Annotated in this window: 18 protein-coding genes; 5 read left to right on the forward strand and 13 right to left on the reverse strand. The window is 73.8% G+C overall.

Going from position 1 to position 16,923, the window contains the following annotated elements; all coding sequences use genetic code 11:
- Positions 1-612 precede the first annotated feature (612 nt).
- A complete protein-coding gene (locus BM414_RS16265) occupies positions 613-1,053 on the forward strand; it encodes a hypothetical protein (protein ID WP_093580880.1) in 441 nt (146 codons plus the stop codon).
- Between the two features lie 943 nt (positions 1,054-1,996).
- On the opposite strand, the gene BM414_RS16270 is transcribed toward BM414_RS16265, so the two are convergent.
- Positions 1,997-2,860, reverse strand: coding sequence for a hypothetical protein (locus BM414_RS16270; protein WP_093580882.1), 864 nt, complete (start codon positions 2,858-2,860; stop codon positions 1,997-1,999).
- 149 nt (positions 2,861-3,009) lie between these two features.
- On the opposite strand from BM414_RS16270, the gene BM414_RS29470 reads away from it, so the two are divergent.
- Both BM414_RS29470 and BM414_RS16275 read left to right on the forward strand, forming a co-directional pair.
- The gene (locus BM414_RS29470) at positions 3,010-3,162 is read left to right on the forward strand and encodes a hypothetical protein (protein WP_175551637.1); all 153 of its coding nucleotides are present in this window, start codon (positions 3,010-3,012) and stop codon (positions 3,160-3,162) included.
- Positions 3,163-3,306: 144 nt separating this feature from the next.
- Entirely contained in the window at positions 3,307-3,528 is a 222-nt protein-coding gene (locus BM414_RS16275) for a hypothetical protein (protein ID WP_093580884.1), read from the forward strand.
- A gap of 198 nt (positions 3,529-3,726) precedes the next feature.
- On the opposite strand, the gene BM414_RS16280 is transcribed toward BM414_RS16275, so the two are convergent.
- The 12 genes from BM414_RS16280 to BM414_RS30870 all read right to left on the reverse strand — a co-directional run bounded on the left by BM414_RS16280 (position 3,727) and on the right by BM414_RS30870 (position 14,506).
- Positions 3,727-6,942 (reverse strand): LysM peptidoglycan-binding domain-containing protein, encoded by a 3,216-nt coding sequence (locus BM414_RS16280; RefSeq protein WP_093580886.1) that lies wholly within the window; start codon positions 6,940-6,942, stop codon positions 3,727-3,729.
- A complete protein-coding gene (locus tag BM414_RS16285; protein WP_093580888.1) occupies positions 6,939-7,373 on the reverse strand; it encodes a TadE/TadG family type IV pilus assembly protein in 435 nt (144 codons plus the stop codon). The genes BM414_RS16280 and BM414_RS16285 overlap by 4 nt, the downstream gene beginning before the upstream one ends.
- A complete protein-coding gene (locus BM414_RS16290) occupies positions 7,370-7,795 on the reverse strand; it encodes a TadE/TadG family type IV pilus assembly protein (RefSeq protein ID WP_093580890.1) in 426 nt (141 codons plus the stop codon). The genes BM414_RS16285 and BM414_RS16290 overlap by 4 nt, the downstream gene beginning before the upstream one ends.
- Positions 7,792-8,256: a TadE family protein gene (locus BM414_RS16295; protein ID WP_245784774.1), complete on the reverse strand. Its 465-nt coding sequence runs from the start codon at positions 8,254-8,256 to the stop codon at positions 7,792-7,794. The genes BM414_RS16290 and BM414_RS16295 overlap by 4 nt, the downstream gene beginning before the upstream one ends.
- Positions 8,257-8,263: 7 nt before the next feature.
- Positions 8,264-8,461: a hypothetical protein gene (locus BM414_RS16300; RefSeq protein ID WP_093580894.1), complete on the reverse strand. Its 198-nt coding sequence runs from the start codon at positions 8,459-8,461 to the stop codon at positions 8,264-8,266.
- 29 nt (positions 8,462-8,490) lie between these two features.
- Positions 8,491-9,405, reverse strand: a complete 915-nt coding sequence (locus BM414_RS16305; protein ID WP_093580896.1) for a type II secretion system F family protein — start codon at positions 9,403-9,405, stop codon at positions 8,491-8,493.
- Complete coding sequence (locus tag BM414_RS16310; RefSeq protein WP_093580898.1) at positions 9,402-10,310, reverse strand: type II secretion system F family protein; 909 nt, start codon at positions 10,308-10,310, stop codon at positions 9,402-9,404. Before BM414_RS16310 ends, BM414_RS16305 begins: the two co-directional genes overlap by 4 nt.
- Positions 10,307-11,725: a TadA family conjugal transfer-associated ATPase gene (locus tag BM414_RS16315; protein WP_093580899.1), complete on the reverse strand. Its 1,419-nt coding sequence runs from the start codon at positions 11,723-11,725 to the stop codon at positions 10,307-10,309. The genes BM414_RS16310 and BM414_RS16315 overlap by 4 nt, the downstream gene beginning before the upstream one ends.
- On the reverse strand, positions 11,715-12,530 hold the full coding sequence (locus tag BM414_RS16320) for a CpaE/TadZ family protein (RefSeq protein WP_093580901.1): 816 nt from the start codon (positions 12,528-12,530) through the stop codon (positions 11,715-11,717). Before BM414_RS16320 ends, BM414_RS16315 begins: the two co-directional genes overlap by 11 nt.
- A 13-nt stretch (positions 12,531-12,543) precedes the next feature.
- Positions 12,544-13,146, reverse strand: a complete 603-nt coding sequence (locus BM414_RS16325) for an SAF domain-containing protein (RefSeq protein ID WP_245784775.1) — start codon at positions 13,144-13,146, stop codon at positions 12,544-12,546.
- Between the two features lie 83 nt (positions 13,147-13,229).
- Positions 13,230-14,129, reverse strand: a complete 900-nt coding sequence (locus BM414_RS16330) for an ATP/GTP-binding protein (RefSeq protein WP_245784776.1) — start codon at positions 14,127-14,129, stop codon at positions 13,230-13,232.
- A complete protein-coding gene (locus tag BM414_RS30870) occupies positions 14,123-14,506 on the reverse strand; it encodes a hypothetical protein (RefSeq protein ID WP_245784777.1) in 384 nt (127 codons plus the stop codon). Before BM414_RS30870 ends, BM414_RS16330 begins: the two co-directional genes overlap by 7 nt.
- Before the next feature lie 838 nt (positions 14,507-15,344).
- On the opposite strand from BM414_RS30870, the gene BM414_RS16340 reads away from it, so the two are divergent.
- Positions 15,345-15,593 carry a helix-turn-helix domain-containing protein gene (locus BM414_RS16340; protein WP_093581041.1) on the forward strand — a complete coding sequence of 83 codons (249 nt, stop codon included), beginning with the start codon at positions 15,345-15,347 and terminating at the stop codon, positions 15,591-15,593.
- 147 nt (positions 15,594-15,740) lie between these two features.
- Positions 15,741-16,886, forward strand: coding sequence for a site-specific integrase (locus BM414_RS16345; RefSeq protein WP_093580907.1), 1,146 nt, complete (start codon positions 15,741-15,743; stop codon positions 16,884-16,886).
- The last annotated feature ends 37 nt before the right edge of the window (positions 16,887-16,923 follow it).

A 16,923-nucleotide genomic window follows, 5' to 3' on the forward strand; every position in this document is an offset into this window, starting at 1 on the left:
AGACAGGGCAGCAGCACGCCCGGGAAGACGGCGGTCCCAGTGCAACGGGAGCGCATGGGGCGGCCGGCCCGGCGAACTACTGGAGGTTCACCGCGGACTCCAGCCGTCGAGCTGGGGCCCGGCCGGGGCGGCCAGCAGATTAGAAGTCCCAACCCGAGCTTACCGAACGGTGCCGCATGATGCCGTCTGCGCTGGTCAGAGCCGCGGCGGGTGCCGGCCCCTCCCGTCCCCTCTCCCCCGCTGTCGTGCAGTGCGCGACCACATCGCGACCACAGAGCTTCCGTGCTGGGGCGGCCGCCCTTCGACCGTTGCCCGCGAAGCTGCCGGCCGTGACCGATGACGAAGTGAGGCAACCTGCGCGTCATCGAGCTGCGGGACCTAGCCCACGGGGAGACCTGGACCCTCTTCCGGGACATGAACGCCATTGCCATCCGCGGCGACCTGTCCGCGGAGGAGCGCACGCGCGCCCTGGGCGAAGCCCTGAGCCAGATGATGGCCGAGCTCACCTGAGGGCACGGCCACGTCCCTGAGCTCCCCCGCCGGCTGCATCCGATGGGGGCTCAGTGCTGCTTGGGTGGCCAGGCTGCCGATGGTGGGCAGTGACGGCCTGTCGTGACGCCGTCACTGACCGACGAGACCTGGATGATCCGCCGCACCCTGCCTGCCGCCCTGGCCGGCGCCGCCCTACTGCTCGCAGGCTGCTCCAACGGCGAAGACGAGGCCGCGGCGAAGGCCTGCACGCTGTTCGAGGACTCCGTGAACAGCTTCCTCGTCCTCGCCGAGGACGGCATGGACTTCGAGCCGTCCACCGTCCGACAGGCCATCGCCGTGGCCGGCGACAGCCTGGGCGACGCCGTCGACGCCGCGCCGGCGTCGCTGGCGACCGACATGCGGGACGCGCAGGAGTTGGTGCAGCTATACGCGCAGTCGCTGGCGATCGGCCGCAGCACAGACGACGTGGGAAACCTGATGTTCGGCCAGTTCAAGGACGTGAAGGCCGGGTGTGGCGAAGCCGGCGCGCCGATCGACTACCCGCCGAGCTTCAACGACTGATCCAGTGACGGAAAGCCTCCCCGTGACCCCGGCGGGGGCCGAGCGGGGCTGTGTCGTTGGTGATGATGGGCGGGTGCGCACCGTCTCGGCGTCGACCGCGCTGCCGTACCCGCACCTTGAGCCGCCACGGCCGGCCTGCGCGGCCAGCTGCGGCTGGTGCTGCTCGACGACGACGCCGGCGGCCTGCCGGACTGGTCGATGCTTGCCGTCACCGGTCCGCTCGACACCACGAACGGCCTCGGACGGACCCGGTACGAGTAAGCAGCCACGGTCGAAAGCCGGCCGGCGAACTCACCGTGAGCGGCGACGTCGCAGGGCGTGGACAGGAGGCACTGGTATCAGCGGAAGGGCGCACGACGTCCGTTCAGCACCGGGACGTTGACCAGGGTCAAGATGACGGGACTTCCCAGGTCAGGAAGGCCATCCTGTGACTATCGTTCGCACACGGTAGCGACACGCTGAGACGTCACCCCCCCGTTACTAACCCCCCGGGAACCCGGATGTCGCGGGGGGCGTGAGAGGTTAAGAACGTGCAGGAGCGTGCCGATCAGTACAGCGACGAGACGGGGGAGGGAGACATCGATGGCGAGCCCAGTAGTACAGCGTCCGACGGTCAAGACTCGACCTCGCCCACGTCCGGCAGTCACGTACCTGAGCTTCGACAACAGCCATCAGCTGCGTCAGTCCCGGCTCGATCGGGTGCGTCAGATGGAGGAGAAGCAGGCGAAGCAGAGCCTGCGGACCTACAAGCAGCTCGTGCGGGCCTTGAACACAGCCCTCGCTCAGACGAAGACGACGAAGAAGTCCTCGAAGGTGAACTCGAAGAGGACGCCGAAGGGTCAGGTCAGCAAGAGCTCGTAAGGATCATCGCTGCTGCTCTGACTCGGTCGTCTAGCTGGTCGGGGCTCCTGCCACCACCGGATGACTTCGCCAAGTATCCGCATCACGTGCAGGCGCAGATGATGGCTTGGAACGACGCAACCACCGTCGATGAGAGTCGGCGCCAGGACAAGCTCGTCGACGCGGAGATCGACCAGGCTCGCGTTGGGCGTTGGATCGCACTGGGCGTCACCCTGGCCTGCCTCGCCGCCGCCATCATTTTCTTCGGCTTGGGCAACAACGTGGCCGGCATCGCCTTCCTGGCCACACCGGTGCTCGCGGCCGGTGGACAGTTCCTGGCCCAGGTGTTCTCCGGAAGCAGTCGGTCGAGCAGCCCTCCGCCACCGTCGTCTCCCGTGCCGGCCACGGACCCGCCGCCCGAGTCGGAACGCAACAGCTTGTCGTAGTTAGGCGGGACCAGCTCACTGTCCTGCCACTTGCGGGCAGGGACGGGACTGTTCTGAGCGGCTCCCTCAGGGTACGTTTGCCCGGGGGCGCTGAAGTAGAGGCGCCGCACGTCCGAGTCCGACTCCTCCGCGTCGAAGGTGGCGCGGGCCATCGACCGTCGGACGCTCCCGTCAGTGCAGCCGCCCTGCCTACTGGCCTGTAAGTAGAAATCCAGGTCACTGTGCGTGCCGTGCACCACGGCGATGGCCCGTGCAACCGACATGGCCCACGGCTCCACCTGAAGGACGTCGCTGTCGTCTAGGCGTCGGCCCACGGGGATGACGCGGCGGCCCTCGTCGATCGACCACATCGTGACGCGGTCGACGACGGACCCCCGCCAGCGAATGTCGGTGTAGGTCACTAGGACGTCCCAGTCGTGCACCTCGGCCCAGTCGAAGTGCCGCCGGTTGTCCTTATCCTCCGAGTCGGGGGCCAGCCCGTAGGCGATGCTCAGGTCGACCTCCGGCAGGAAGACGAGCAAGTCGCTGTGGTTTCGGATGTACCAGCCCTCGACCTGACCGTGCTCGCCGTAGTTCGTCGGGTCACTGGCTCTCGTTCTGGTTAACGTCGTCCTGACGAATCGAGCAGTGCTTGGCGGCGGGTGCCGATCCCGCTCCTAAGGTCGGCGGTATGACCGACGACACCAAGGCACGCGACGGCGCGCCGTTCCCTGAGCCGAGACCCGAGCGGACCGGGTTCGGCCCCATGGACACCGACGACCTCAGGCAATGGCTCAAGGCCAAGCGCCGCTGGGAGGAGGAACACGGCCCGGCCGACGAGTGACCTCAGCCGGGCGCCAGCGGACGTCGACGACCATCTGCCGCCGCAGCCGCGTGCGCTCGACCAGCAGGCTGACTGGCCGCCTCGACACGCCGCTCATCGTGCGCGAATCCCAGTCGGGTCCTTCCTCATGCCTACCGTCTGCTCATGGACGCCATCGACCCGAGCCGCCTCACCGCACAGCACCTCGACCGGCCCGTCGAGCTCCGCTGGGAGATGACTGTCGGCAACCAGGTCCACCGGGCCACGGTCCGCGGCATCCTCCTCCGCATCCGCCACGACGAGTTCGGTGCCACCGTCACCGTCAAGGTGGGACCGCACCTCATCGAGGCCAACCCGCACAACGACCCCGCTGAGGTCTGGGTCTAGGACTGAGGCGCCGGCCAGAATTGCGCGGACGCCAGCTGCGCGTCAAGGTTTGCGGACCATGGGCGACCACACAGCGACCACACGCACCGCTCAAGCCGCTGACCTGCGCATATACATCAGCCCGCGGATACCTAATGAGCAGGTCGGCCCGCCGATCGCGTCAGGCAGATGACAGGCGCGGCCTTTATCGTGTGTCCCTCACGAGGCGCGATCAAGGTGCTTGCGGCGGGCACGGTTGATGGTCTCGGCGGTGCTGAGCGGTAGGTCCATCTCGTCCTCGCCGTCGTGGACGTCGATGATGCGTGCGATGTAGGTCTCGGCTTCGGCGCGGTTGCCTCCGCGGTACGCGACCCACATGGCGTCGAGCAGGACCCTCTCGTCCTCGGGCGCGACCAGGAGCGCGGTGGCGCTGGCGGTTCCGGCGGCGTTCAGGTCGTCGTCGTGGAGTGCTGCGGTGACGACCTGGTGTGCGACGTCGCAGATGGCCGCGGTCAGGGTGAGGTCCAGGCCGTCCAGCCACTCGTAGCCCGTGGGACGTTGGGCGAAGGGCGGTCCGGACACTAGCTCCAGCGCGGCGAGCAGGTCGGGCGTGCCGTCGCTGCCGCGTACGGCGGCCCGGGCCCGCAACTGACGGAAGAGGTCGGCGTCGACGAGGACGTTGGTCAACGTGTAAGGGCCACGGTGGCCGGAGCCGAGATACTTCTCGCCGGTGGCCGGGTCGGTGCCGAGCCACGAGCGGGCGCCGGCGGTGATCCGGTGCACGTAGGCACGCGCGCTGGCCGGGTCGGTCTTCCCGCCGCGTGCCGGCTGCAGGGCGGTCGCGGCCTCGTCGACGGTGGCGCCGTGCGGGCGGGTGGCGAGGTAGGCGATCGTCTCCTCGTAGCGGCGGCGCAGGCCGGACCTGGCGACGGCCTGCTCATTGCCGTGCGCGCGCAGCGTGACCGGGCCGAGTAGGGTCAGTCGCGGCCGGGCGCAGTCGGGGTCCCACCAATCGGCGAGATCACGGTCGAGCTGCTCGAGGTCGTCCTCGATCCGCTGCCGCAGTCCGGTCGCCCGGGGAAGGTCGACCGCGGCCACGTCCTCGCCGGCCGTGGGTCCGGGGGAAGCCTCCGACTCGGCCGGCTGCGGTGGTGCGGAGTCATCCTGCGCAGCGGATGAGCGGCGCCGGCTCGGCCCGAGCAGGGGAACGGGCGCGGAGGCCTCGTCGCCCTCGTGCGGCAGCACGTCCTCGCGCAGGGCGCCGCCGGCGTCCGTGTGCGCCTGCCAGGGTCGCTCGCCCTCGGCGGCGGGGATGGGTTGGTCTGCGGTGTCGCGCTCGAAGGCCAGCAGCGTGGCGATGTCGCGCGCCTGCTGGGCGGTCAGCTGCGGCGCCGGCAGCTGCAGGTCGAGTGCGGGGACGAGCAGCGCCCCGTCCTCGGTCAGCGTGAGCAGCCAGTCGTCCCGCCCAGACGTCGGCTCGGTACCGATCACCACGACGGCCGGAGTGCGCTCCTTGCGACCGCCCAGCGCGCTGGCGGCCTCGGCCAGCTCGTCACTGTCCGACAGATGCGGCGCGAGGACGACGTGCGGCATCCAGCCCGTTCCGGTGGCCGCGTGCAGCCGCCCCGCCAGCACGTCCTCGCCGCCGCGATCGGTGCCCTCCCTGGCGGCGGTTCGCAGCTCGGCAGCTGAGGGGCCATCGACCGGGTGCATCCGGTCGGGGGCGAGGTCGACCAGCTCCTCGCCGAAGCCGATGGTGGTGACGGTGAGCAGGTCCGACCAGCCGTTGACGGCGAGCTCAGCGGCCAGATGCCGGGCGAAGTCCTCGCACCGGCCGGCCGGGCCGGTCACGCGCAGCACGCCGACACGCTCCAGGTCCAGCAGCCAGCGTCGCCCGCCCTCGGTGCCGAGGGTGACCAGCGTCGGATACGGCGCCAGCCGGGCGCGGGCCTCGTCGGCGTCGATGCCCGGGGCCTCGCTAAGCGGAAGGGACCACCAGAGGCCCGACTCGTCCGCGGTCCACGGCACGGGAGGCGGTCGGTCGGCGGCGCCGTGCAGCCGCAGGTCCAGGCGATCGCCGTCGAGCCGGGCGGCGACGACGTCGGGAAGCCGGCCGCCGGGCTCCTCGGAGATCAGCACCGCCAGGCCGCGCAGGGCCCGGTCGAGCGCCGCGTAGTCGGCCCGGCCGGCCTCGGCCGCGGCGGTGACCGCCGCCTGTGTGGCGGAGAGCCCAGCCGGAAGGGCCGCGAGCCTGCGGCCGGGACGGCGGCGACGCAGGCGCTGCCGGCGGTGGGTGAGCCAGGCGGCGCCGAGGCCTGCGGCGAGCAGGGCTCCGCCGCCGCTGAGCACGATCGCCAGCTCAGATACCGGCTGGTCCTCGTCGGCGTCCGACATCTCGGCCTCGGCCGCCGTTGCAGGATCCTGTCCACCGGATGGGCTCGCCGTCGTCGCCGGAGCCGATGACGGGGACGGCGGTGCGGTCGGCGGCCTGGGCTCATCCTCGCGCGGCGGGGCCGGCGCCGGTTGCTCGGGCTCGATCGGGGGGATCGGCACGGGGGCCGGTGCATCGGCGGGTGGGAGGTCGAGGACCTGGCCGGGGCGGATCAAATCGGGATCGGTGAACCGGGCGCCGCCGGGCGTCGGCTCGCCGGCGTTGAGGTCGAAGATCGGCTGCCAGCTGTCCAGGCCGTGCCGCTCGGCGATGTCGGCGAGGGTCTCGCCCGGCTGGACGACCACCTCTCCGGCAGCCGGCCCGGCCGCCGCGACGGTGGCGTCGGGAGGAAGCACGAGGATCCACCCGGGTCGGATGATCCCCGGGTCGGAGAGCGCGCCACCGTCGGCTTGGGGTCGGCCCCGGTTGAGCTCGAGGATCTCCCCGAACCGCGCCCAGTCACCCAGGTGCCGGGCGGCGATGCGACCGAGGGTGTCGCGCGGCTGCACCGTGTAGGCCGGCCCGGCCGCGGCGGGCGCGGGCTGCTCCCGCTCCGGCGCCGGGGCGGGTGCTGGCGGTGGTTCCTCGGTCGGCTGCTCGGCGACGACCGGCGGGCCGGCCAGCGCCGGGCCCGCGAGCAGCGGCGCGCCGCCGACACCGACGACGGCGGCCACCAGCAGGCCGGCCAGCTGCTGGGGGGCGGCCAGGCCGGGCAGGCGCAGCGGCGGGAGGCCACGCAGCTGGGCCACCAGCTCGACGGCCACCGACAGGGCGAAGAGTGCCCACGCGGCCCAGCCGACCGCGACGAGCAGCCCGAGGAAGAGCGCGCCGGTGTCCGGTCCGCTCAGGGCGGCGGTGACCTGCGCCCAGGTGGGCAGCCCCTCGGGCAGGTAGGCGCCGCCGAGCCGCCACAGCCCGACGGGGACGCCGACCAGCCCGGCGACGAGGACCAGGAGGGCGGACGAGCGCCGCAGCGGATCGAGGGTGCGCGGTGACGTGGTCATGGGCCGGTTGCTCCGGTCTGGTCGGTGATGAGGTCGGCGGTGCCGGAGCCCTCGACGGTCAGGGAGGAGATGCCGATCAGCCCGAGGAAGGTGGTGGGCTCGGTGATGGTTGTGGTCACCCGCAGGGTGTCGCCGTCGACGACGGTCACCGTCCCCTGGACGCCGGTGCGGCCGAGGTAGTCCTGCGCCGCTGCGACCGCGGCGGCCGGGTCGACCTGCACCTGCCCGGCGAGCGCGGCGGAGACGTCGAGCGCCTGGCCGCCGGCGCGGGCGGCCTCGTCGGCGACGGCGTTGGCGCGCTGGGTGGCGACCACCTTGGCGCCCCCGTCGACGGCCAGGCCGATGATCAGCAGCAGGCCGGGAACGAGGACGGCGAGGAAGACGCTGATCGCGCCGCGCTCGGCCCGCCGGAGGCGCTGTGGGGTCCTCATCGCTCGCGGTAGGCATCGACGGGGCTGGTGAAGACGGCTTCGACGGTCACCGATCCGGGCAGGCCCGGCGCCAGCAGGTCGGCCATGCCGACGGCGCAGGCGATGGTGACGGTGACGTCGCCGGACTGGCCGGGTGGCGCGGAGAACCCGGCGGTGTCGACGTCGACGCGGGTGGTCTGGCAGCGCAGGTCCTGCGCGGCGAGAGTCTGCTCGGCCTGCGCGCCGGCCAGGGCGGCGGCGGTGGCGGGGTCGCGGGCGAGGGATGCCTCGCGGGCGGCGGCACGCGCGGCCTCCTGCACGGCGCCCTCGGCGATCTGGGCGCGTCCGGCGACGACGGCGAAGGACAGCAGCAGGAGGAATGCCGGGGCCAGCAGCGCCAGCTCGACCGACACCGCTCCCCGCTCCCCCGTCTCGGCGCTCATGGGGCGGGTCGTTCGACGGGGCCGACGGCGGTCTGGGTGACCGACCACCCGGACAGACCGGGGAACAGGCTCAGTGAGGTGCCGGTGACCGTCACCGTGATGCTGGCCGGCGAGCCGCTCACCGTCACGTCCCGTCCGGTGAGCAGGTCCTGCGCGGTCTGGTCGAGGAAACCCTCGGCGGCTGCCAGGGCGCGGGCGGTCGAGGCGGGCTGCACCCGGCCCTCCCGGGCGCCTTCCTGGGCGGCCCCGAGCGCGAGGGAGCGGGCGTAGAACCACAGCGCTCCCTGGATGAGCGTCATCACCAGCAGGAGCACCACGGGGAAGGTGACCGCCAGCTCCACCGACGCCGCGCCGCGCTCCCCCGACGGCCGCTCGCCCGCCGCGCCGCCGGCCCGGCTGCCTCCGGCATGGCCGGACCGCGACGGCGGGGTGGGCCCGCGGGAGCCGGCGGAGGAGAGCACGGGAGCGCTACTGGATGGAGGACGAGCGGGAGGTGACGGCGTTGGCGATCACGGCCACCAGGGCGACGGCGATGCCGATGAGGGCGACGGTGATGATCACCTGCTCGACCGACAGGGAGCCCCGCTCCGGCTGGGCGCGCAAGGCGCGGAGCCGGTCGCGCAGCGCCGCCCCGAGGGCGGTGAGGATGCTGATGAGCGGTGTCATGGGGCTGTCCTTCTGAATCGGGGCGGGGGTCAGGTGGCCAGGAGCCGGGCCAGGGCGGGATAGAGGAACAGCAGCAGGAACGCGATCGACAGCAGCGCCACCGGAGCGGTGAGCTTCTCGCTGGCGGTGTTGGCCGCTGCCTCCTCCTCGGCGAGCAGCTGTACGCGCAGCGAGGAGGCGCGGGCCCGCAGCGTGGGGGCGATCGACGCCCCCTCCTGCGCGGCGACCACCGCGATGTCGGCGACATCGGCGAGCTCCCCGACGCCGGTGTCGGCGGCCAGCCGGCGCAGCCCATCCCAGGGCGGCTCGCCGCTGAGCCGTGCGGCGACCAGCGCGTCAGTGATCCGTCGGAACACCCAGCCCTCCCCCAGGGCGGCGGCCCGCTCCAGGGCGATGGTGGGTCCCTCACTGGCGTCGCGGCGCAGGCTGACCAGGTCCAGGTAGGAGCACAGCGCCCGGCGCATCTGCCCGCGGGCCTCAGCGGCCTGATCGCGCACGACCAGGTCGACGACGAGGAACAGCACCCCGGCCAGCGCCAGCGACCCGGCCGCCGGCACCACATCCGGCAGCCGGACCCCGGCCGCACCCAGCACGGCCGTCAGCAGCGGCACGAACACCAGCCCGAAGGCGGCCAGTCCGATCTTGCGGGCGGCGTAGCCCTGCGGTGTCCAGCCGATCAGCGCCAGCGCCTGCGCCGGTGCCCGCGGCCCGACGGCCGGCAGCCGAGCCGCGGCCCACGTGCCCGCGCGGCCCGCCGCCCACTCCCACCGGTCCGCTGCCCGCGGCGGGGGCCGGGTCGATGTGGCGGCCGACCGCCCGTCGAGGCGGGCCAGTGCGTCGGTGAGCCGGGGTTGCTCGACTACCAGGACCGCCCGCAGCAGCAGGAAGACCCCGAGCCCAACGAGCGCGCCGGAGCCGATGAGCGCCGACTGAGGACCACTCACGACACCGGCACCTCCTCCGGCCCGGGCTCGGTGCGGCGGCTGAGGTCGCGGTCGGCCAGGAAGCGGGCCGACGGCGCGGTGGCGGTGAGCCGGCGCATCCACAGCAGGCAGCTGACGATCAGCGCGGCGATGGCGGCCAGCACCAGCTGACCGAGGACGGTGCCGTAGGGCGCCAGGTAGTTCCCGTTGAGCGCGGCGAGGCCGGCCGCGGCGAGGGTGATCAGCAGCAGCCAGCGGGCGTTGGCGCGGGGCTTGGCGCGGTCGGCCTCCACCTTGCGACGCATGGTGACCTCCTCGGTGAGGCTGTGCGCCAGCTCGGTGAGCACGCGGGCCAGCCCCGGCCCGCGCAGTTCCGCGCCGAGCAGCAGCGCGGCGACCACCAGGTCACCGGCGGCGTCGTCGAGGTCGTCGGCGAAGGCCAGCAGCGCCCGCGACGTCGGCCACCGCGCTTGCAGGCGGGCGGCCAGCGTCGCCACTTCCGCGGAGATCGGCCCGGGTGCGGTGTGCGACGAGCGGATCAAAGTCTGCTCCAGCCCGCCGCCGGCGGCGAGCACGTCGGAGCTGCGGCGCAGCCACTCCTGCAGCGCCTCGAGCCGCTCCACCGCGGCGTTGCCGCCGGCGAACTGCGCCAGCAGCCACGGCACGCCGACCACCGCTCCCCCGGCGAGCGCGCCGCCGACCGGCCATCCGGAGACCAGCCACACCCCGGCCGCCACGACGGTGGCGGTGCCCCACAGCACCCGCTGCCGCCGGACCCGCCGCGGATCGGCCGGCCGGGCGGACCGGGGCCGGCGGCGCGGCGGCCGGGCCGGCGCCTCCGCGGCGGTGACGGCGGAGGCGGCCAGCAGCAGGCCGCCGACGACCAGGGCACCGCACGCCCCGGCCAGCAGTCCCGCGCCGCTCACCGCCGGCTCCCGGCCGCGCCGGCCCAGCGCCCGGAAGGTGGCCGCAGCCAGCCGGGATCGAAGCCGACCCGCACGTAGTCGGTCAGGTCCACCGGATCGTGCTCGGCCACCGCCCGCCCGTCCGGACCGGGGGTGAACACCTCGGTGAGCGCCGGGCGCCCGCCCTCCCCGATGCCGTTGCACTCCACGACCTGGCTGACGAACCGGTGCCGCTGCCCCCCGATCCACCGCTCGTCGACGGTGGACAGGTGCACGACCAGGTCGATCGCCGACGCACACGACCGGTAGGCGTGCTCAGGGGTCACCCCGGCGCGGCCGCGCATGCACAGGTTGGCCAGCCGCTCGAAGGCGTGGGCGGCCGAGCGGGCGTGCAGCGTGCAGGCCGAGCCGCCCTCCCCGGCCTCCATCACCTCGATCAGCGGCCAGGCCTCCTCGCCACGGACCTCGCCGAGCCACACCCGGCTGACGTTCATCACCAGGGCGTGCTCCACCAGCTCGGTCAGCGTCACCTCACCCAGCCGGCGGCCGTCTGGGCCGCGCTCCCCGGTGCCCTCCCGCGCCTCGAAGGGCACCACCCGCGGATGCCGGTCGGGCAGCTCGTGCAGCAGCAGCTCGAAGTGCTTCTCGATCGTGGCCAGCGCCTCGCCGGGCGGGAGCTCGTTGGCCAGCGCACGCAGCAGCAGCGTCTTGCCCGCACCCTGTCCCCCGGTGACCACGATGTTCTTGCGGGCGCGGACCGCGGACCGCAGGAACTCCGCCAGCGGCCGGTCGATCGCCCGCAGGCCGATCAGGTCGTCGAGGTCGACGTTGCGGATCCGGTGCCGGCGGATGACCAGCTGCGGCCGGGGCACCGTCTCGATGACGGCAGCCAGCCGCGACCCGTCGGGCAGCCGCATGGTCAGCAGCGGGCTGGCGGTGGTCAGGGTCCGCTCGGCGCGTCCCAGCCGGGCGGCGATGTGCTGCAGTTGCCGCACCATGTCCTCGTCGGAGGCGGCGATCGGGCCGACCCGGACGTCGCGCCCGTCGGCGTAGCCGATCCAGACGTTGTCGTGGCCGTGCGCCTCGATGTTCTCCACGTACGGGTCGTCGACGTAGGGCTGCAGCCGGCCCAGACCGAACTGGGCGGCGAACGCCGCCTCCGCGATCACCCGCTCCTCGGCCGCCGACGGCACGTCCTGACCGGTCCGCATCCGCTCTCGGACCAGCTCGTCGAGCCCGTCCTGGATGAGCGTGCGGGCCAGCTCCTGCTGCGCTGCGGCGCTCAGTGCGGGGCGGAGCTTGAGCTCCTCGGCCAGCGCCGCGCCGCTCGTCTCGTGCAGCCGGCGCACCAGCGCCCAGTCGACCGGCCCAACATCGCCGTCCGGTCCGCCGGAGGTGGCCCCGGCCGTCCCGTGGGTGAGCGGATCAGCGGTCACCGCGGCCTCCGGCGCTGGTCGCCGGCGCGGACGAGGTCGACGGCGGCGGGGTCAGCCGGACCTCGTGCGCGGCGGCGAACTCGGCCAGCCGGACCGCCGCGGACCGGGCGGCGCGCAGCAGCGCTGACTGGCCGAACAGCCGCCCGGCCGGGGCGCCGTCGCTGAGCACCGCCGCCGCCCGGGCGTCCCGCGGCAGCACCCCGAGGACCGGAACGCCCAACGCCTCGGCGATCTCCCGCTCGCCGTAGGGCTCCCCCGGCCCCACGACGAGCGCCGCCAGCACGCCGGCACCCGGGGCCAGTCCGGCTCCCTCGTCGCGCAGCTCGGCGACCGCCTGGGTCGCCGCCCGCACCGCGCGCAGCGTCGACCCAGTCACCACCACCACGGCGGCCGCCCAGCGGACCACCGCGGCCGGGAAGTGCTCGGCCCGCAGCCGCCCGCAGTCGGCCAGCACGTCGACGGCGCCGTCCTCCACCGACGCCAGCGCGGCGGCCAGCCGCTCCCAGCCCACGTGCCGGGCCGTAGCCGGATCGGACAGCCCCGGCAGCAGCCGCGCCCGCCCTGTGGTGTCCAGGTGCAGGAGGTGGGCGTCCAGCTGCCCGTCGATGCCGCCGCGGCGCGCCGCCAGCTCCAGCTCCGCCAGTCCGCCGGCGGACAACTGCGCCCGTCCGTACCCCGCTAGCACGTCCCCACCGGCCGGATCCAGCTCGGCCAGCACCACGTCACGCGGCCAGGACAGTGCCAGCGCCAACCCGCTGGTCGTGACACCCGGGGCACCCTTGGCCGAGCACAGCGCAATCAACACGGCGGACCCTCGCCTACTCGCCGGCCACGACGACGATGGCGATCAGCCCGGCGGCCGCGCGGGCGGCGACGTCCGGCCCGTCGGCTACGTCGACGAGCACGTCGACCACCCGCAGTCCGTCGGTGCCCGGCGAACCGGCCCGGACCACCGTCGCCTTCACCGTGCCGGGCACCGCCGCCGGGCCCGCGGCTTCCAGCCCACTGCCACCGGCCACCGGCACCAGCAGCACGTCGTCGCCGGGCCGCAGCGGCGTCGTCGGCAGCTGGACCACCGACACCCCGACGCCGACCAGCTGCTGACCCGGAGGCGGCAGCGGCTGCTCGGTGAGCGCCTCGCGGGTGAGCAGCGATCCCGGCGTCAGCGTGGTCGCGGCGACCATGCCGATCACCGCGTCGCGCTCGGAGTATGGGATCGGATCCAGCGCCGGATCGGCGGACACCCGGGCCTCCACGAGGTCGTCGGCGGTGACCTGCTGCCCCCACAGCACCTCGCGCGCGACCGCGATCACCGCAGTCGTCTGTCCCAGCGACGTGGCCAGGTAGGCGGCGCCGAGCGCACCGAGCACCACCATCGCCACCGCCAGCGCCAGCAAGGCCGGGCGACGCCGCCGGCGCAAAGGCGGCAGGACAGGCGCCGGGGACGACCCGGTGAGCGCCGCTGCACGACCCAGCGTGCCGGTCCCCGGAGGATGGGTGCGGGTCATCGGCGACCGCCGTCCTGGTTGAGGACGTGCAGCTCACCGACGAGCAGTTCCGCCGCCGACGACAGCTCCAGCGTCTCGGTGCCCGACAGGCCACCACCGGACCAGGTGACCGTCCACGTGCTCGTCGCCGTCACCGGCCACGCGCCATCCGGCGCGTGTCGGGTCGAGGCCCGCGCGTAGACGTGGCCGCAGTCCGGCGACGGCCCGGCCGCCCCCGGCACGTACGGCGTACCGGCGCCACAGACGACCGTGGTGCCGTCCCCCATGTCCCAGACGATGCGGCTCACCTCCCCCACGGCGGTGACCGTGACGCCACCGGCCGACGCCGTCTGCCGGGCCGGGCCGAGGAACTGCTCGCCCCGCTCGGTCCACATCCACACCGGCAGGCCGACCAGTCCGCTGCTCGAGCCCGGCGGCGGCGCCATCCGGATCTCCGGTGCGCGCATCGTGAGCGAGGCGATCGCCTGTTCCGCCAGGACCCGCGGATCGACCGGCGGTGCTGGTGGCGCCGAGCCGTTCGGCACGAAGACAAGCACCGCGGAGACGCCGGATCCGTCCAGGCGCGGGCAGACCTGCACGTACACCTCACCGTCGGCCGCGGTCTTCCCCTGCCAGATCACGCTGGTCGGCGCCGGCTGCGGCTCGGCCACGGTGTACGTACACGGGTCCGGCGGTGCCTCCTCCTCGGTCCCGGCCGCCCCGCCCGGATCGGTTGCGCCGCTCGAGGGGACGGCAGCGCCGCTCCCGGCGCTCCCGGCGGTGAGCAGGCAGACGCCCGTCAGCGGGTCCCGCTTCACGCACTCGACGGGGTCGGCGCCGGCCGGGGCGGCGGTGGACCCGAGGACGATGAGTGCTGCAGCGGTCGTCTGCAGGGTGCGGCGTGCGCCGGTCAGCACGGCTGGCTCGTCAGGGGTTCCAGCACCGTCACCAGCCAGGGCTCGCCCACCTCGGTGGGAAACTGGGTAACCCCGACGTTCCAGACGAAGCGGGGTGGCGTGCCCGGCGCGACCGGCACGCCGGTGTTGACGTCGATTACCTGTCTGCTGCCGCTGTCGAAGCAGCCGGTGATCCGGACCGTCGGCCCCTCCGCCGCGGCCAGGTCGACCTCGGTGACCTCCGCGGTCACCACCGAGTCGCCCTCCTGGCGGAGCCCCAGCGTGGCGTAGTCCCGCACGGACTGGACCGCGAGGACGGCGGCCGGGTCCCCCAGGTGGCGGCGGATCGCCGGCTCCCAGTCCTGCGCCGCCGGGTCCTTGCGAGCCTGGTCCGTCACCCGGACCGCGTCCTGAAAAGCCACCAGAGCCGCGACGGCCGCGGCCTCCTCCGGACTCGGCGGCGGCGGTGGGCTCGACGTCTGCGGGCTGGGCGCTGGCGCGCTCGTCGGTGGCTGGGTCGACGGAGCGGACTCGCCACCGCAGCCGGCTACCAGCAGCACGGCGCCGGCCAGCAGGCCGCGGGCGCAACGCGCCAGCGGGCTCACCGGGACCTCCGGAGGACCGGGTGCTCCGGTCCCTCTGGACCCGTCCTTCGGCTCGCCAACAGCGAGCGGCTCCCGGCAGCCGCCCGAGGGACGGGCGCCGGGACGAGCGGGCTGGGACAGCGCATGATCACCTCTCGGCAACAGGTGGTGATCATTCATCGCTCAGGCGAGTGACCGGCGCAAGGCTCAATCCCCAGACTTCCTGCAGTCAGGTGACGCTGACACCCACCGCGCGTGGTCATTCTCAGCGGCAGAAGGCCTTCTTCACCTGCCGCTGGCCGGCATCCCTGCCCGTGTCGGACCCGGTTCCCGATGGGCTCGACAGGCAGGGTGCAGACCGCATGCCCCTCCGCAGGGCCCCGGTGCGTCCACACCGGCTCGCACAGCATCAGCGCGACGCCAGGCTTCTCCGGTCGGCCACCCGTAACTGGAGGGCGACTGGAGGATCACCGGAGCGTCGCGTGCTCAAGCACCGTCCCGGACCTCAGCAGCCTCCAGTAGGCGGCCGGCGGACTGGAGCCAGCCCGCAGCGCCGTGTCGACGCTGGGTGGTGCCGGCGCCGGTCCCCGCCGTCGGCTCCGTCGTCGTCCCGGTCGGCCTACCGCCCCTGGGACCGCTCGAGAGGACGTCCATGACGCACGATCTGCGCACCGGCAGCACGTCGACCCTGCTGACCCTCGACGAGGCCGCCGCCTACCTCCGGACTCCGGCTGCCACGCTGCGCTACTGGCGGCACCTCGGCGTCGGGCCGGACGGCTTCCGTCTGGGTCGCCGGGTGGTGTACCGCCGCGAGGACCTGGCGCGGTGGGTCGCCGAACGCCAGGACGCCGACCTGTCCCGCCGCGACGTGGGCCGGCCGTCGCGGCGCCCCACTGGCTGACGGCGCTCCCACGAGCAGCGCTGTCCACAGGCTGCCGTCATCCCCAGGTCCGTCGGGCCGGGATGGCGCCCGCGCCGTCCCCTTCGTGACGCTGCTGCCGTCGGACCGCAAACCGCACGCGCTGTGCCGGATCAGGGAGGAGCGCCCGTGGCGAGACCGCCCCTGGCCGTGGGGACGTTCGGGAAGATCGACTTTTATGTGGTCGGCACGGGGCGCATCCGCGCCCGGGTCAGCTTCCGGGACTTCGACGGCCGACGTCGCTCGGTGACGCGGTACGGGGACAGCCGGGCGCAGGCCGAGCGGCGACTCCGGGAGGCGCTGCGCGACCGGGACGGCTCGGTGGGCGCCACCGCGGGGGCCGACAGCCGTGTCAGCAGCCTGGTGACGATGTGGCTCGGCGAGATCGACGACAGCGAGCTGGCCGCGGGCACCAAGCGCCTGTACCGCTTCGCCGTGACCTCCTACGTGCTTCCGCCGCTCGGTGAGCTCCGCCTGCGCGAGGTGACCGTCCCAGCCGTGGACCGGACCCTGCGCGCGATCCGCCAGACCCACGGCGCCGGGGCGGCCAAGACCGCGCGCAGCGTGTTGTCGGGGATGCTCGCCCTAGCCGTCCGGCACGGTGCGTTGCCGGCCAACCCGGTGCGGGAGACGTCGCTGAAGCGCACACAGCGGCGCACCGCGCAGGCGCCGCGCGCCCTCACCGTGCCGGAGGCACAACAGCTGCTCGCCCGGCTGTCCGCCGATCCGGAGGCGTCGCGGCTGGACCTGCCCGACCTGGTCGAGTTCATGCTCGGGACGGGCGTGCGCATCGGGGAGGCCTGCGCGGTCCGGCGGTCGGCGGTCGACCTCGACGGGGCCTCGCTCGTCGTGGCGGCCACCGTGGTCCGCATCCCCGGCCGCGGGCTCGTGATCCAGGAGTTCCCGAAGTCCGTGGCCGGCCGGCGGACCATCGGCCTACCCAGTCACATCGTCGAGCTCCTGACCCGCCGGACGGAGCGGGATCGGCTCCCCGGTGCGCTCGAGGTGGTCTTCTCGTCCCCCTCGGGGCGGCTGCGGGATCCGCACAACACCAGCGGAGATCTGCGGAAGGCGTTCGATCGCGCCGACTTCGACTGGGTCACCTCGCACGTGTTTCGCAAGACGGTGGCGACCCGGCTCGACGAGGCGGGGCTGTCCGCCCGCCAGATCGCCGACCACCTGGGACACAACCGGCCGAGCCTGACCCAGGATGTCTACATGGGCCGGGGGCTGCCGAGCCCGCAGGCGGCAGCGGCGCTTCAGCGGCTCCGATAGGGGAACAGCGACCGGCGAGAGGCAGAGGAGTCTGTGC

It is taken from the genome of Geodermatophilus amargosae (assembly GCF_900116515.1).
Classification (GTDB): Bacteria; Actinomycetota; Actinomycetes; order Mycobacteriales; family Geodermatophilaceae; genus Geodermatophilus; species Geodermatophilus amargosae.